Origin of the sequence: Sphingobium sp., assembly GCA_023266575.1 — a bacterium.
Taxonomy (GTDB): domain Bacteria; phylum Pseudomonadota; class Alphaproteobacteria; order Sphingomonadales; family Sphingomonadaceae; genus Sphingobium.
Genome location: JAHFPV010000002.1, coordinates 20,873 through 37,181, shown reverse-complemented (window position 1 = coordinate 37,181; position 16,309 = coordinate 20,873). Strand labels below are relative to the sequence as shown.

At 63.8% G+C, this 16,309-nt stretch carries 12 protein-coding genes and 1 tRNA gene; 8 read left to right on the top strand and 5 right to left on the bottom strand.

Going from position 1 to position 16,309, the window contains the following annotated elements; all coding sequences use genetic code 11:
• Positions 1 to 43 precede the first annotated feature (43 nt).
• On the bottom strand, positions 44 to 1,870 hold the full coding sequence (gene edd, locus Q0D44_RS02595; RefSeq protein ID WP_294131888.1) for a phosphogluconate dehydratase: 1,827 nt from the start codon (positions 1,868 to 1,870) through the stop codon (positions 44 to 46).
• The gene (gene zwf / locus Q0D44_RS02590; RefSeq protein ID WP_294131886.1) at positions 1,863 to 3,326 is read right to left on the bottom strand and encodes a glucose-6-phosphate dehydrogenase; all 1,464 of its coding nucleotides are present in this window, start codon (positions 3,324 to 3,326) and stop codon (positions 1,863 to 1,865) included. The genes edd and zwf overlap by 8 nt, the downstream gene beginning before the upstream one ends.
• 230 nt (positions 3,327 to 3,556) lie before the next feature.
• On the opposite strand from zwf, the gene Q0D44_RS02585 reads away from it, so the two are divergent.
• Positions 3,557 to 3,641: transfer RNA gene (locus Q0D44_RS02585), tRNA-Leu, on the top strand.
• Between the two features lie 100 nt (positions 3,642 to 3,741).
• On the opposite strand, the gene Q0D44_RS02580 is transcribed toward Q0D44_RS02585, so the two are convergent.
• Positions 3,742 to 4,887 carry an aminotransferase class I/II-fold pyridoxal phosphate-dependent enzyme gene (locus Q0D44_RS02580; RefSeq protein ID WP_294131884.1) on the bottom strand — a complete coding sequence of 382 codons (1,146 nt, stop codon included), beginning with the start codon at positions 4,885 to 4,887 and terminating at the stop codon, positions 3,742 to 3,744.
• A 183-nt stretch (positions 4,888 to 5,070) separates the two neighbouring features.
• Between Q0D44_RS02580 and Q0D44_RS02575 the strand changes: the two genes are divergently transcribed.
• The gene (locus tag Q0D44_RS02575; protein ID WP_294131882.1) at positions 5,071 to 5,334 is read left to right on the top strand and encodes a hypothetical protein; all 264 of its coding nucleotides are present in this window, start codon (positions 5,071 to 5,073) and stop codon (positions 5,332 to 5,334) included.
• Here Q0D44_RS02575 and Q0D44_RS02570 read toward each other — a convergent pair.
• Positions 5,279 to 6,337, bottom strand: coding sequence for a substrate-binding domain-containing protein (locus Q0D44_RS02570; protein WP_294131880.1), 1,059 nt, complete (start codon positions 6,335 to 6,337; stop codon positions 5,279 to 5,281). The genes Q0D44_RS02575 and Q0D44_RS02570 overlap by 56 nt on opposite strands.
• 220 nt (positions 6,338 to 6,557) lie before the next feature.
• On the opposite strand from Q0D44_RS02570, the gene hisD reads away from it, so the two are divergent.
• Entirely contained in the window at positions 6,558 to 7,889 is a 1,332-nt protein-coding gene (hisD, locus tag Q0D44_RS02565; protein WP_294131878.1) for a histidinol dehydrogenase, read from the top strand.
• Entirely contained in the window at positions 7,889 to 8,656 is a 768-nt protein-coding gene (locus Q0D44_RS02560) for an SDR family oxidoreductase (protein WP_294133152.1), read from the top strand. The genes hisD and Q0D44_RS02560 overlap by 1 nt, the downstream gene beginning before the upstream one ends.
• A 158-nt stretch (positions 8,657 to 8,814) precedes the next feature.
• On the opposite strand, the gene Q0D44_RS02555 is transcribed toward Q0D44_RS02560, so the two are convergent.
• On the bottom strand, positions 8,815 to 9,075 hold the full coding sequence (locus Q0D44_RS02555; protein ID WP_294131874.1) for a hypothetical protein: 261 nt from the start codon (positions 9,073 to 9,075) through the stop codon (positions 8,815 to 8,817).
• Positions 9,076 to 9,462: 387 nt separating this feature from the next.
• Between Q0D44_RS02555 and Q0D44_RS02550 the strand changes: the two genes are divergently transcribed.
• From Q0D44_RS02550 to Q0D44_RS02535, 4 genes are all read left to right on the top strand, one after another.
• Complete coding sequence (locus tag Q0D44_RS02550; RefSeq protein WP_294131871.1) at positions 9,463 to 11,199, top strand: acyl-CoA dehydrogenase family protein; 1,737 nt, start codon at positions 9,463 to 9,465, stop codon at positions 11,197 to 11,199.
• Positions 11,200 to 11,864: 665 nt separating this feature from the next.
• Positions 11,865 to 12,380 (top strand): hypothetical protein, encoded by a 516-nt coding sequence (locus Q0D44_RS02545; protein ID WP_230188813.1) that lies wholly within the window; start codon positions 11,865 to 11,867, stop codon positions 12,378 to 12,380.
• A complete protein-coding gene (locus Q0D44_RS02540) occupies positions 12,377 to 15,535 on the top strand; it encodes an N-6 DNA methylase (protein WP_230188814.1) in 3,159 nt (1,052 codons plus the stop codon). Before Q0D44_RS02545 ends, Q0D44_RS02540 begins: the two co-directional genes overlap by 4 nt.
• A complete protein-coding gene (locus Q0D44_RS02535; RefSeq protein WP_230188815.1) occupies positions 15,532 to 16,302 on the top strand; it encodes a hypothetical protein in 771 nt (256 codons plus the stop codon). Before Q0D44_RS02540 ends, Q0D44_RS02535 begins: the two co-directional genes overlap by 4 nt.
• The last annotated feature ends 7 nt before the right edge of the window (positions 16,303 to 16,309 follow it).

The following is a 16,309-nucleotide window of genomic DNA, read 5'->3' as shown; positions in this document are numbered from 1 at the left end:
GGGAGATGGGTCCCCGCTTTCGCGGGGATGACGGAAGTTAGGGTTAAAGCTCGGCTTCCATGGCGGCGAGGATGGGGGAGGCGCCCTGTTCGGCCAGGTCGCTATGATGGCGGAACAGGGCGAAAAGTTCGCGACCGGTATCATAGGGCGGGGGCGGGGCGGCGGGGATGTCGCGGGCGTCCCAGATTGCGGCATCGACCAGCGCGTCGATGGTGCCGCTCTGGGCGCAGACCCGGACGAGATCGCCGTCGCGCAGCTTGCCGATGGGGCCGCCGCCCAGTGCTTCGGGCGAAAGGTGGATGGCGGCGGGGACTTTGCCGGATGCGCCGGACATGCGGCCATCGGTCACCAGTGCGACCTTGAAACCGCGATCCTGTAGCACGCCCAGTGCGGGCGTCAGCTTGTGCAGTTCGGGCATCCCGTTGGCCTTTGGTCCCTGGAAGCGGACGACGACGACGACGTCGCGTTCCAGTTCGCCCGCCTTGAAGGCGCGCAGGACGTCGTCCTGATCGTGGAATACGGCAGCCGGTGCCTCGATGGTCCAGAGGGCGGGATCGACGGCGCTGACCTTCATGACGCAGCGGCCCAGATTGCCCGCCAGCAGCTTCATGCCGCCATCGGCGCTGAACGGGTTGGACACGGGGCGGAGCATATTGTCGTCGCGCGAGGCGGGGACGTCGCGCCATTGCAGCGCGTCATTTTCCAGCACCGGTTCCTTGCCATAGTCAGTGAGGTCGCCGCGCGCGACGGTCATGATGTCGCGGTGGAGCAGCCCGCTGGCGAGCAGTTCGCGGATGATATAGCTCATGCCGCCAGCGGCGTGAAAATGGTTCACGTCGCCGGAGCCGTTGGGATAGACGCGGGCGAGCAGCGGGACAGCATCGGAGATTTCGGCGAAATCGGTCCAGTCGATGCTGATCCCGGCGGCGCGGGCGATGGCGGGCAGATGGATGGCGTGGTTGGTGGAGCCGCCGGTTGCCATCAGGCCGATGATGGCGTTGACGATCGCCTTTTCATCGACGCAGTGGCCGAGTGGACGATAATCATCGCCGTCCCAGCCGATGCTGGCGAGGCGGTGGGTGGCGGCGCGGGTGAGTTCCTGGCGCAGCTTCGTGCCGGGGTTGACGAAGGCGGCGGCGGGCATGTGGAGACCCATCACTTCCATCATCATCTGGTTGCTATTGGCGGTGCCATAGAAGGTGCAGGTGCCAGCGCCATGATAGCTGGCGCTTTCGGATTCGAGCAGTTCGTCCTTGCCCACTTTCCCTTCGGCATAAAGCTGGCGGATGCGGACCTTTTCCTTGTTGGCGAGGCCGGATGGCATCGGCCCGGCGGGGATCAGGATGGTCGGCAGATGGCCAAAGCGCAGCGCGCCCATCAGCAGGCCAGGCACGATCTTGTCGCAAATGCCAAGCAGGGCGACGCCTTCAAACATGGCGTGGGACAGGGAGATGGCGGTGGAGAGCGCGATCGTGTCGCGGCTGAAGAGCGAGAGGTCCATGCCCGCCTGCCCCTGGGTCACGCCGTCGCACATGGCGGGGACGCCGCCAGCAACCTGGGCGGTGGCGCCGACTTCGCGGGCGGCCAGCTTGATCGCTTCGGGATAGCGGCCATAGGGCTGATGCGCGGACAGCATGTCATTATAGGCGGTGACGATGCCGATATTCATCGCCGCGCCGGTGCGGATGACGGGCTTGTCCTCGCCACTGGCGGCAAAGGCGTGGGCGAGATTGCCGCAACTCAGCGACTCACGGTTGGTGCCTGCGTCCCGGCCCCGTTCGATGAGGTCGAGATAGTGGCGGCGGCTTTTGGCGCTGCGCGCGACGATGCGCTCCGTCACCTTGGCGATGGTGGGATGCAGTTCAGTCATGCCAGCTGGCTCCGTCACGTTCGATAAGGGCAATGGCCGAGGATGGACCCCAGTTGCCGGAAGAATAGGGGGCGGGCTTCATATTGGCCTCTTTCCACCCGTCGATGATCGAGTCTATAAACGCCCATTGCGCCTCCACCTCGTCGCGGCGGACGAACAGGGTGGCGTCGCCGGCCAGCAGGTCAAGGATCAGCCGTTCATAGGCGATGCGGCGGCGCTGCCCGGCAAAGGCGGCGGTGAGCGACACGTCGAGCGTCACTTCGTCCAGATGCACCTGCCGCTCAAGGCCCGGCCGTTTCGACATGATGGTCAGGCGGATATATTCTTCGGGCTGGAGGCGGATGACCAGCGTGTTGGATTCAAGCCCCGATCCGTGACCGTCGCGACCGAAGATGGAGTGGCGGACCGGCTTGAACTGGATCATGATTTCGGACTGGCGCGCGGGCATCCGCTTGCCGGTGCGCAGGTAGAAGGGAACGCCCTGCCAGCGCCAATTGTCGATATGCGCCTTGATCGCGACAAAGGTTTCGGTGGTCGATGGCTGGCCCAGTTCATCGGCATAGCCGGTGACGATTTTGCCGCCGACTGCGCCCGGCGTATATTGGCCGCGGACGCTGTGGGTCTTGACCGTTTCGGCGGTCATCGGGCGGAGCGAGCGCAAGGCCTTCACCTTCTCATCGCGCACAGACGTGGGGTCCATGCGGGCGGGCGGTTCCATCGCGATGATCGAGAGGATCTGGAGCATATGGTTCTGCACCATGTCGCGCAGCGCGCCGACCCCGTCATAATAAGAGACGCGGCCTTCCAGCCCCACGGTTTCGCCCACCGTGATCTGGACATGGTCGATGCCGGTGGCGTTCCACAAAGGCTCGAACATCAGATTGCCAAAGCGCAGCGCCAGCAGGTTCTGGACGGTTTCCTTGCCCAGATAATGGTCGACGCGGAAAATCTGATCTTCGGCAAAGAGCGCGCCGATGCCGTCATTGACCTGCTTGGAGGACGCCAGATCCTTGCCGATCGGCTTTTCCATCGCGATCCGGGTGAGCGGGGTGATAAGGCCAGCATCGGCCAGACCTTGCGCCGTGGGGGCAAAGAGCGAGGGCGGGGTGGAAAGATAGACGGACAGGCCGCGCTCCAGCCGCCCGTCGATCCGTTCGGCAAGCGCGGCGAACTGGACGGCATTGCCTGCCTCGACCGGCTGATAGCAGATCATGGTGCGGAAGGTGGCGGCGACTTGGCCGTCGTAGCGGTCGGCCGCCAGGAATTGACGCAGCGCCGCGTCGACATCGTCGCGGAAGGCATCGTCATCCATCTCCGACCGGCCGGAGGCGACGATCAGAAAGTCGTCGGGCAGCAGCCCGTCCGACAGGAGATTATAGAGCGAGGGGAAGATCATGCGCCGCGCAAGATCACCGGTGGCGCCGAATAACAGGAACGTAGCAGACGATTCGGTCAAAGGATGGTCCTTCTCCGTTGAACATATCTATATCTGCACGATGACGCCCTTATAGCGCACGCGGATGATAGCGCAAGGAGGCTATCGTTCCGGCAGCAATGCTGCAACGGCTCTGCTGTGGTGCAGCGAAAATCGGGCGGGTGCGAGACTTTGGGTGATGAATGTCGCGCGGACTGATTTTCGGCTGGACGGGGGGCAAGGATTTTGTCATTTGGCGGCACCCAGGCCGTGCGGGCGTGGTGAAACTGGTAGACGCGCCGGACTCAAAATCCGGTTCCGCAAGGAGTGTCGGTTCGATTCCGACCGCCCGCACCACTGTTTGTTTGGCCTCAAGCGCCGGCGGCGGCATTCGCCGCCTTGGCTTCCCTCGCAAAGACAAGGACCGCCGTTCGGCCTTGCGGACCCTTTGGGTCCGTTATGGCGCTTTGTCGTTACGCTGAGCCTGGAACCATGGCACCATCCGGGCGATGGCGTCCTCTACGCGGTCGGTGGAGACGGCGAAGCTGAAACGGATGAAGTGGTGGCCTTCGACCGGATCGAAATCGATGCCGGGCGCAGTGGCGACGCCGGTGTCCTGGAGCAGGCGGTGGCAGAAGGCGAGGCTGTCGTCGGTCAGGTGGCTGATGTCGGCATAGAGGTAGAAAGCGCCGTCGGGCGGGGCGATGCTGGCGAGACCGAGGGCTGGCAGGGCGTCCAGCAGCAACTGCCGGTTGCGGCGGTAGGTGGCGACATGGCCGTCCAGTTCGGCGCTCTCCTCAAACGCCTGTAGCCCGGCCTGTTGAGCGAGGACGGGGGGCGTCAGGAAGAGATTGCCCATGCGGGCGCGGGCGGCGTCGATCAGGACAGGCGGCACGACGATCCAGCCCAGACGCCAGCCGGCCATGCTGAAATATTTGGAGAAGCTGTTGACCACGATCGCGTCGGGGGCGAATTCCAGCATCGATCGGGCCGGGTCGCCGAAGGACAGGCCGTGATAGATTTCGTCCGAGATGATGGCGATGCCGCGCGCGGCGCAGGTGGCGGCAATGCGGGCGAGTTCATCCGCCGGGATGATCGTGCCGGTGGGGTTGGCGGGGCTGGCGAGGATGAGGCCGTCGGGCGCGGGATCGAGCGCTGACAGCGCGTCGGCGCTGATCTGGTAGCGTTCGGCTGGGCCGCAGGGGATTTCTAGCGGCTCCAGATAGAGCGCTTTCAATGTGTTGCGATAGGCGACGTAGCCGGGGCGGGCGGTGGCGACCCGTGCGCCGGGCGCAAACAGGCTGGTGAGCGCCAAGACAAGGCCGGGCGATGCGCCGCAGGTCAGGAAAATCCGTTCAGGATCGATAGTGACGCCATGCCGGTCCCGATAATGGCGGGCGATCCGGTCTTTGAGCGGCTGGCTTTCCCAATAGCCCATAGGGTCGGTGTCCAGCACATGGTGCGCGACGGCGATGGATGCGGCGGGCGCGCCGGTGGACGGCTGGCCAAATTCCATGTGCAGGATGGAGCGCCCTGCCGCTTCGAGGCGGTGGGCTTCGCGGCTGATGGCGATGGCGTGGAACGGGTCAATGCTGGCGATCATGCTGCCTGCCTAGAGGGGGTGATCGCAAATTGCTAGAATAGTGACTTGCGCAAAAGATCATGGCGTTCCCCGGCAAAGGCCGGGGTCCAGTTCCGCGCTCTGGACTGGACCCCGGCCTTCGCCGGGGAACAGCATTTTACAGGAATGATTGCAACCTGGGTACTGCCGTTGCGTTTGGGTTGTATGAGCGACACGCTGCTGACAGGGCTGCAATATTATGGCGCGGGGGTGGCGGTGCTGGCGGCGCTGCTGGTGTCGCTCAATATCGGGCGGCGGGTGACGGGATGGGCGTTCGTGCTGTTCGTCACCAGTTCGATCGCGCTGATCGCCTGGGGATTTCTGGCGCAGGACAGCGAGGGGATTGGCTGGCAGAATGTTGCCATGCTGGGGATCAATCTGGTCGGGGTGTGGCGATATTTGTTGTCGTCGCATAAGCCGAGGGATTAGCCACCGATCGGCTGCTGCCGCGCAGCATCAGCGTGCCATCGACTATGACGTCCTGATGCGCATCCGGATCATCGCGCAGGATGCGGATGAGGCGGACGGTCTGGGCGACCATCTGCTCGGCGGGTTGCGAGTAGCTGGTCAGCGAGAATGCGGGCCAGGCGGCCATGGGGACATCGTCATAGCCCACGATCGAAATTTCCCGCCCCACATCCAGCCCATATTCGTGGCGGGCGACATTGATCGCGGCGATGGCCATCAGGTCGTTGGCGCAGAAGATCGCGTCGGGCCGATCCGGGCGGGTGAGCAGGCGGCGGGTCGCGGCGGTGGCGGCGGCGATGTCGTAATGGCCATCCTCGCGCAACGGGGCGGGTGCGCCCTGCTGCGCGAGATAGGCGAAGAAGGCGGCTTCACGCTGGGCGTTGGTCGATGATCCGGCGGTGCCGGCGATATAGGCGATCCGCTGATGGCGGCCGGCGAGCAGATGGGCGGCGATGGTGCGCGCGCCGATCTGATTATCGCCAATGACGCTGGAGGTCGCATCGTCCAGCGTGGTGCGGTTGTAGAGGACGACCGGCACCTGGGCGCGGCGACATTCTTCGGCGAGCGTCGAGGACAGGCCGACCGAGAGCAGGACGAGGGCGTCGAGCCGGTAGTGCAGGATTTCGTGGATCGAGGGTTCGGCGGTTGCGCCGCTGTCCGCCGGGAAAAGCAGCAGCCTTAGTCCGGCGTCGTCGAGGGCGCGGGAGAGCAATTGCATGGTTTCGACGAAGAAGGGGTTGGCGAGATTGCCGACACCGACCCCGACAATGTTCGAGCGGCCATTGATGAGCGAGCGGGCGAGGAGATTGGGGCGGTAGCCCAGCTGATCTGCGGCGGTCAGGATGCGGGCGCGGGTGTCGGGCGAGATGCTGGCGCCGGGGGTAAAGGCGCGGGAGACCGCCGATTGTGAGACACCGGCGGCGCGGGCGACATCATGGGCGGTGACGAAGATGCGGTCGTTCATGGGCCAATGCATGGGATATGTTGCATAGGTTTGCAACGGCTTTGCTGCGGCAATTGCGAGGGGTTGCTGGTTCGGGGTTGCCTGAATGGCCTGGTATTGCATATGTATGCAACAAGATGACGATTCGGTGTGGCGGACCAACCGCACCGGGCTTGGCTGACGGCGATGGTGCGCCGTGCAAGCCTATTCGTCGAATGTTCAATGCCGGGAGGATGACAGGATGGCGCACTATCTGAAGCGGGGCGCGACCGCGCAGGCGAAGGCCGATGCCGATCGCAAGGTTCGCGATATTGTCGAGGCGACGCTGGCCGATATCGAGGCGCGGGGCGATGCCGCGGTGCGCGACCTGTCGATCAAGTTCGACGGCTGGGACCGGGACGATTATCGCCTGAGCCAGGCGGAGATTGATGCGTGCGTCGACAGCCTGACCCCACAGGAGCGCAAGGACATAGAATTTGCGCAGACGCAGGTCCGCAATTTCGCGCAGATCCAGCGCGATAGCATGAAGGATGTGGAGGTCGAGACGCTGCCGGGGGTCATTCTGGGCCATCGCAATATTCCGCTCAATTCGGCGGGCTGCTATGTGCCGGGGGGCAAATATCCGCTGCTGGCGTCCGCGCATATGTCGGTCATCACCGCCAAGGTGGCGGGCGTGCCGCGCGTCATCACCTGCGCGCCGCCATTCCAGGGCCAGCCCGCCCGCGCGATCGTGGCGGCGCAGGCGATGGCGGGGGCGGACGCCATCTATGCGCTGGGCGGCATTCAGGCGGTCGGCGCGATGGCGATCGGCACGCAGAGCATCGACCCGATCGACATACTCGTCGGGCCGGGCAATGCCTTTGTCGCGGAGGCCAAGCGGCAGCTGTTCGGGCGGGTGGGGATCGACCTGTTTGCGGGGCCGACCGAGACGCTGGTGATTGCCGACGAGATCGGATGCGACGCGGAGCTGGCGGCGACCGACCTGCTGGGACAGGCGGAACATGGGCCGGACAGCCCCGCCATATTGCTGACCACGTCCGAGAGACTGGCGCGCGAGACGATGAAGGAGGTCGAGCGCTTGCTGACCATCCTGCCGACCGCCGACTATGCGCGGCGGGCGTGGGAAAGCTATGGCGAGGTGATCGTGGCGGAAGATGAGGCCGAGATGGTGCGGATTGCCGATGATCTGGCGTCCGAGCATGTCCAGGTGATGACCGCAGACCCCGATTATTTCCTGACGCATATGACCAATTATGGTGCGCTGTTTCTGGGCGCGCGGACCAATGTGAGCTATGGCGACAAGGTGATCGGCACCAACCATACTTTGCCCACGAAGAAATCGGCGCGCTTTACCGGCGGGCTGTGGGTCGGCAAGTTCATCAAGACCTGCACCTATCAGAAGATACTGACCGATGAGGCGTCGGCGCTGGTCGGCGAATATTGCAGCCGGTTGTGCGCGCTGGAGGGCTTTGCCGGGCATGGCGAGCAGGCCAATATCCGTGTGCGGCGCTATGGCGGGCGCGATGTTCCCTATGCAGGGACGGCGACGCCCACGGCGACGACGGCGGCGTGATGGACGCGCTGCCGACAACCCCAAGCTTCCGGCTGGATGGCAGGCGGGCGCTGGTGACGGGCGCGGGGCGGGGCATTGGCCTGGCCTGCGCGGCGGCACTGGCGCAGGCAGGCGCGCATGTCACGCTGGCGGCGCGCAGCGGGGCGGAGATTGAGGCGGGCGCGCAGGCGATCCGCGCGGCGGGGGGACAGGCCGATACGCTTCAGATCGACGTCAATGACGTGGCGGGCGTGGGGCAAGCGCTGGATGGCGTCGCGGCGTTCGACATATTGCTCAACAATGCCGGGACCAACCGGCCCAAGCCGTTCACCGATGTGTCCGAAGAGGACTATGACGCGGTGCTGGGGCTGAACCTGCGCGCGGCCTTTTTTATGGGCCAGGCGGTGGCGCGCGGCATGATCGGCGCGGGGCTGCGCGGGTCGATCATCCATATGGGATCGCAAATGGGCCATGTCGGCGGGCCGCGCCGCTCGCTCTATTGCGCGTCCAAATGGGGGCTGGAGGGGCTGAGCAAGGCGATGGCGCTGGACCTGGCGGGCCATGGCATCCGATCCAACACGATTGCGCCCACCTTCATCGAAACGCCGATGACCAAGCCCTTTTTCGAGGACAAGGCGTTTCTGGCGAGCGTGCTGGAGAAGATCAAGCTGGGGCGGCTGGGGACGGTCGAGGATCTGATGGGCGCGGTGGTGTTCCTGGCGTCGGATGCCAGCGCGCTGATGACGGGGACGAGTCTGGTCGTCGATGGCGGGTGGACGGCGGAGTAGGGGGGCTTTCCCACACCCCTCCCGCAGGCGGGAGGGGTAGCGAGACTTAGGCGCGAAGCGCCTTAGTCGCAGCGGGGTGGGCAAATGCAACCTTGCGCAGGCCCACCCCCTAACCCCCTCCCGCTTGCGGGAGGGGGGACAAGGTCGGCTCTTGGTCGTTAGCCGATGGTCGTCAGCCCGATAACAATTTCCCACATGATGCCCTCCCGTGCATGGGCCTCAACGAATTGCAAAGCGGCGCTTTCGGCAGCGTGAGGCGAGATAGGATGCACGGACAAGTCGAGAATTAGGTCGAGCAATCCAATATAGCCCTCAGGCACGATTTTAAAACCGTCCACGCCAAGCACCTGCCCCCCGCTTTGTGTGCTGGCTTTGATGCGCTCTAACGCATCTTCTGAACTTAACATCTCAATTGGCATGACTGCCTCACATCTCGTTCGTCTGCTTGCAGGACAAATGCTCTTCTGTGGCTATGGCCGCAACTGGTCGCTTTTGGTCGTCCATCACGATTTCCCCTTTTCGTCATGCCGGGCTTGACCCGGCATCCCGCTTTTCTTCGCGTGCGTAAGAGAAGAAGCGGGACCCCGGATCAAGCCTGTCCTGAGCCTGTCGAAGGATCTGGGGTGAAGAAGGTGCGGCGCGCGCCACCAGCGTCGATCCCCCTCATCCAACTTTGCCTAGACGACTGCGTCGTCAAGGCTTCGTATCCTTCTCCCCCCAAGGGAGAAGGTTGCGCTCCCCGCGCGCACCAAATTGACTGTAACATATGTTTGGTGTAGTATTGCCGCGACAGAAGAGGAACCGTCATGCAGAGCTATGTCCCGCCGATCGACGATTATCGTTTTTTGCTGACCGAGGTGCTGGGTTTCGACCGGGCGATGGCGGAGTTGGGCAAGGAGGTCGACGCTGATCTGGCGGTGGCGGTGCTGGAGGAGGCGGGGAAGGTGTGTGCCGAGCGGTTGCATCCGTTGAACCGCGAGGGTGACGAGCAGGGCAGCCGTCTGGTCGATGGCGCGGTGCAGACGCCTGACGGGTTCGCGCAGGCCTATCGCGATTTTGCCGAGGCGGGCTGGACGTCGCTGTCGGCGGACCCGGCGCATGGCGGGCAGGGGCTGCCCTTTGTCCTGCAACTCTGGTTCGACGAGATGATATCGGCGACCAACCTGTCCTTCGGCCTGTTCCCCGGCCTGTCGCGCGGGGCGTGCGAGGCGATTGCGGCCCATGCCAGCGACGAATTGAAAGCCAGCTATCTGGGGCCACTGGTGAGCGGGACATGGACCGGGGCGATGGCGCTGACCGAGAGCGGGGCGGGGACCGATCTGGCGCTGCTCAAGACGCGGGCGACGCCGAACGGCGATGGCAGCTATGCGGTGGCGGGGACCAAGATTTTCATTTCGTCGGGCGACCATGATTTTGGCGGCAATATCGTCCATCTGGTGCTGGCGCGGCTGCCCGATGCGCCGCCCGGCGTGAAGGGGATCAGCCTGTTCCTGGTGCCAAAGTATCTGCCCGATGCCGATGGCGGCTTTACCGTGCGCAACGCCATGTCGGTGGGGTCGCTGGAAAAGAAGATGGGCATCCACGCCCAGCCGACCTGCGTGATGCATTATGATGACGCGACCGGCTGGCTGGTGGGGGAGGCGCATCGCGGGCTGGCGGCGATGTTCACGATGATGAATGCCGAGCGGTTGATGGTGGGCATACAAGGGCTGGGCATTGCGGGTGGCGCCTATCAGCAGGCGGCGGCCTATGCGCGCGACCGGGTGCAGGGGCGTAGCGCGGACGGGACGCGCGGGCCGGTGGCGATCATCGACCATGCCGATGTGCGGCGGATGCTGCTGAATGTCCGCGCCTTCGTGGAGGCCGGGCGGGCGCTGGCGGGGTGGACCGCGCTGCAACTCGACCGGGCGAAGGGGCATGAGGATGCGGGCGAGCGGGGACAAGCCGATGCGCTGGTGGCGCTGCTGACGCCGGTGATCAAGGCGGCTTTTACCGATTTTGGTTTCGAGAGCGCGGTGCAGGCGCAGCAGGTCTTTGGCGGCCATGGCTACATTCGCGAATGGGGGATGGAGCAATATGTCCGCGATGCGCGGATCGCGCAGATTTACGAAGGCACCAACGGGGTGCAGGCGATGGATCTGGTCGGGCGCAAGCTGCCGATGGCGGGCGGCGCGGTGGTCGAGGGCTTCTTCGATGGCATCGCGGTCGATGTCGCGGCGGCGGGCGACCGGGTGATTGCGGTGCGGACCGGCGAGGCGCTGGCGTTGCTGCGCGAGGCGACGGTGGCGCTGCGCGGGGCGGACGTGGACGCGACCGGGGCGGCGGCGGTCGACTATCTGCGGCTGTTCGCTCTGGTGGCGATGGGATGGATGTGGACGCGGATGGCGATGGCGGCCGGGTCTGGCGAGACGACGCTGCATCAGGGCAAGCTGGCGGTGGCGGACTATTATGCGCGGCGGGTGTTGCCGCAGGCCGGGGGGCTGGCGGCGAGTATCGCGGCGGGTGAGGGGGCGATCATGGCGCTGGCGGCGGAGGATTTTTAGGGGGGGCTGAAGCACCAACCTCCGTTCGTTTCGAGCCCTTCGACTGCCTGCCAAGGCAGGCGCTCAGGACAGGCCAAGGTCGAGAAACCTGTGCGCAACGTTTCTCGACTTCGCTCGAAACGAACGGATCAGGGTAAAGTTAGCGTGTTGGCTGTTGCCTGAACGAGAGGGTGACACCCCTCCGTCAGGGCTTTGCCCTGCCACCTCCCCTTGCAGGGGAGGATTCATTTACGCCGGTAGCGGAAGTACCAGACCTCAGAGACAAAATCGTAACATTGCATTGATATCAAAACGGAATTTCCGGAGAATCCCGTGGGGATTTTCATCGTTGCAATCACCCGGTAATCACCATTTCCATCGCAACTGCGTGGTAGCGGGCCCTAGGCAGCCCTTCATCCTAGCGTTGCCGGAGACGCTTCACAAAAGCCCCATCGAAGGTAGCTCCGCTAGGCAGTCGCCGAGCCAAGCACCGCTTCGTCAATGGAGCGGAACACCGTATGGATCAACCCGTGTCGGCTTGCGAGAATGGCCGAGTATGTCCTCAAATTGGCGGCGTTCGGAGAGGTTCATCGGCCGAGGCCGCACGAAGCCGCTTTACCCGGGACATCGGGTAGAGTACCCGTTCTCGGGGGAGATCGGGCACGATACCCGATTTAGGCCGTTTGATGAATTATGTCGCTACGCCAGTTGCCAGCCGCCTGACCGGCCTTTCCATTGACCTGCTACGGGAATGGACGGTTCGGCGCGCGCTCATTCCGGCAGACGAACGGCCTGGTCGCAAGGGTGCGCCGGCGCAATATAGCTGGCAGACGATCCTTGTCCTCCGCTTGGCAACGACGCTGCATCGCCAGTTCCGCATTGAGCTGCAGGGGCACAAGGACCTGTTCGACAGCCTGCGCCAGACACTGAAGGGCACTTCGTTCATTGCGCTGTGGGGGCGACGTATCGCCTTTTATGGCAATGATCGTTGGGAGTTGCTGGGCGCCGGCGATACCCCGGCGTCTGGCGAAGACGCCCTCATCCTCGGTCTCGATCAACATCTCGATATCCTCCGCGAGGGCTTTGCCCTGCCATCACCTGTGCGCCGCGAAGGCCAGCTTGAATTGTTTCCGGTCCGCGCGGTGCGTGACACGGCCGCTTCGCCGGCCATGCCTGCAAGAGCTAAGGCAGCCGGGCGATGAGCGAGATGCTGCAGGGTTGGCTCGACCGCCTCGGCTATTCGGCCGAGCCGGCGCAACTGCATCTGCGGACCGACGACGTCCCGGACACGCACCCTTACGCGCTCGAACTACGCGCGATGCTGAGCGACGACGGGGCGATCGGCGCGCGCGCAGTCTTCGATGTCGAAGGCGTGCCTGCGGTCGTGTTCGTCTCCCGCGAGGATCAGCCGCTGTCGCGCGACCAGCTCGACACTATCCGCCAGCGCATCTGGAACCAGAACCTCGCCACCGTCGTGATCGATGTGCGCGGCGACACCGCCGTCGCCTTACCGGTCCGGCGCCTCAAGAATGCACAGGAGCGTCTGACGCTCGCCGAGGCGGCCCCCGATGGCCCCTTTTCGGCACTGGAGGTCGCATCGGCGAATCTCTCTGAGCGCCTACCCAAATGGTTCGAGTTGCGCGCCCGCGTCGATCGCAAACTCTTGGAAAATCTCTCGGCTGCCGTGGAAATCCTGGCGGAAGAAGGCTTCAAGCAGCGGGACGATCTAGACCCCGAACAACGCGAGCGGCTCTGGCGCCGTCTCGCCGAACTGCTGATGGGGCAAATACTTTTCATCTCCTATCTCGAACATCGTCAGATCGTCGGCGCACACTATCGGAAGCGGCGCGGCGTGACCTCCCTCCATGAACTTGTCACGGCCAGCGACCGGGACGGCATCATCAAGCTGATCGATTGCCTGCGACAGGACTTCAACGGCGACTTCCTGGGGGACGATCGCCACGATCCCTGGTCGGAACTCGACAGCAAAGGTTTCCTAACGCTCGATTCGTTCCTGCGACGCACCAACATGCGCACCGGCCAGGGATCATTCTGGAATTACGACTTTAGCTACATTCCGGTCGAGTTGCTGTCGGGCCTCTACGAGGAGTTGCTCTCCGACGAGCAGCAGGAGCGTGACGGCGCATATTATACGCCCCGGCACCTTGCGATGCTGGCGGTCGAACAGGTCCTGGCGCTTTCGGACAACCCGCTGGCAGAACGGATTTTCGATGGCGCGTGCGGGTCGGGTATTCTGCTCACCACCGCTTTTCGCCGGCTGCTCGCCCATGCGGAGGCGATTTCCGGCCGCCAGCTCGGTTTCAAGGAACGCGGCGAACTGCTGCAGCGCCAGATCTTCGGTGCCGACATCAACGAGATGGCATGCCGAGTGACGGCGTTCAGCCTCTATCTCTCGGTGCTTGAAGGTCTCGATCCCGCGGACATCCTCACCGCCCAGGAGCGCGAGCAGGTCAAGCTTCCGTCGCTCAAGCAGACCAATCTCTTCTATGGCGCAACTGGCGACCTGTTCAGTCCGAAGCACGGTTTCACGGGGAAGCGCTTCACGCTGATCCTGTCGAACCCGCCTTGGACTGAGCCCCCCGGCGATGTGAAGACCAGTGCGGACGTCTGGGCCGAATCGACCGATATTCCCTTCGTGCGACGGCAGATCGCCGGGGCGTTCGCCATGCGTGCGCTCGACTTCGTCGAGGGCGGCGGCAAGATCTGCCTCATCCTCCCGATCGGGCAATTCCTCGGCGCGTCCAGCGCGGTCTTTGTCAGCGAATTTCTCGAACGTGTTAAGCCGCTCCGGTTGATCAATTTCGGCGATCTTCAGCAGCTCCTGTTCCCGACCGCGGCGAACACATGCCATTTGTTTGTCGGGACAGCGCGGCCCGCAGCCGAATCCCGCGACGACGGCGTAGAACGAATCCGGGCAACACGCATCCCGCACGGCGAAAGCTTCGACTATTGCGTGCCCAAAGCCGATCTCAGCCTGGCGTTCGGTCGTCTCACCATGCAGACCGCTGATCGCCATTTCCTCGATACGAGGTCGATCGCGCAGGACCCTCAACGTCTCATCACCTATATGTGGGGCGACGCAAACGATCTGTCTCTTTGGTCGCGGCTCAGTGCGCTTGGCTCGTTTGGCGACCTCTGGAAAGGCCCGCAGGAATTCCGGCAATGGGTCAACCGGAAAGGCGTGCATCTCGAAGACAAGAGCCGCACACCGGAAAGCGCTGACCGGCTCAAGAACATGAAGCATGTTCCGATTGAGGCGCTGCGCACCGGCGCACCAGTGCTCCATCCCGATCGCCTTAGTGCCTGGCCCCCTTCGCGCACGACCGTCGTCGGGCTGAACGACAGCCTGATGTCGGTGTTCGACGGGCCCCGTGTGCTGTTCCCGGACGGCTTCTCGCGCGCGGAGTTATCGATTCGCGCCGTTTTCTTCGATAAACCTGCGAGCTTCACCCACAGCGTCGGCGTGATCTCCGGGGCGTCTGTCGATGCCCCCTTGCTCCGCTTTGCAACCATCTATCTGCGCTCAAGCCTCGCCCGCTATTTCCTGATGATGCGCGCATGGAAGATGCTCGCGGAACGGAACGGCGTCCATCTCAAGGATGTCGAGACCTTCCCCTTCTTCCGCCCCGAGATGGCTCCTGATCCCTCCAAGGCGCTCGTCGCGATGCAGGCCATCAGCGACTGGTTGATCGCGCTGGAGAGCGTACCCGAATTGCAGCAAGCGGCACGCTACGAAGCCGACCAGGCGACGCTCGACGAGCATGTCTTCAATTTCTTCGATCTCGGCGCGACCGAGAAGGAATTGGTGCGCGAGACGGTCGACAAGCTGATGCCGGCGATCCGTCCGCGCGGCTTCAAGCGGATGCGCGAGCTGGCGCAACTTCGGCTCGCTCATGGCGACCTCGATGCCTACGCCCGCACGCTCGGTCGCGCATTGACCGAGTGGCGAGAACGGATGGGGGGTCAGGGGCAGTTCGAGGTCGGCGTGATGGCGAGCGAACCAAGCCGGGCGGGACCGCTCGGCATCGTGCGCGTGCGGTATCGCCCGGACGTGACTGATAAACCTGTTCTGGACCGCAGCCAGATAGATGACGCGCTGGTGCTTGCCACCGTTGCGCAGCTTCGTGAGGCTGGGCTGACGGTCATCCCGTCGGGCGATGCTATGCAACTAGTTCCTGACACGCAGATATGGAACGGCGGCGATCTCTATCTCGTACGCCCGCTCGCCCGCCGAAGTTGGACCGTTCGCCATGCGCTACGCGACGCCGAGCAGATGGTCCGCACAGTGCAGCGCGTGGCGGCCGACCCTTCTCCATCGAAGCGAGTGCCTGCGTGACTGGCACATCCGACTGGCTAACGGCATTTCCTCTCCAAAGCGCGACCGAGGCGGTTGACGCGCTAATGGAGAGTTGGTCCACGCTTGCCGCTCACCAAAAGCCAGGCTTCCATCCGAAACTTCATGAACCCGTGCTCACAAAGGCGCTGAAGACCCATGCTGAGTTGGTGACGGGCCGGCGCCGTGGTCTGCTCGGCCACTGGTCCGCCGAGAATGTCATTCTGGAAATGGATCTCGAAACGGCGGAGGTTCAAGAGGAGCGACGGACTGATATCGTCTACAGCTTCAACACCACCACTCAATCCGTTGCGTTGGTATTCGAGTTCAAGAAGATGAGCCGCTTCAAGGCCGACCGGGATCATTATCTTGGCGACAAGGGTCTGGGCCGCTTCGTGACCGGCATCTACGCGCGCGGGGAAGCTGTCGCCGCGATGGTCGCTATGCTGACCGATCCCAAGCACGATGTGCTGACGCCGCTGTGCGAAGAGTTGTCCAACGCGGCCCGATCGACAACTCTTCGGCTGAGACCGTCACCGACGGGCGGCGCTTTTGAGGCCCCTTCGACGATGTTTCCCGCCGCTGATTTCGACACCGAACATGACCGGGACGCGCATCTCGCACCGATCCATGGGACGATCAGGGTCGCACATTTCTTTCTGGAATTCGGCTATTCCGTCTCCAGCCAGCGGTCCGCTAGATCGCGGAAGAAGATCGCAAAGGTTGAGCTCATAGAGAAGGCGTTACCACAATCCGGGGTTCGCGACTGATGGGGGC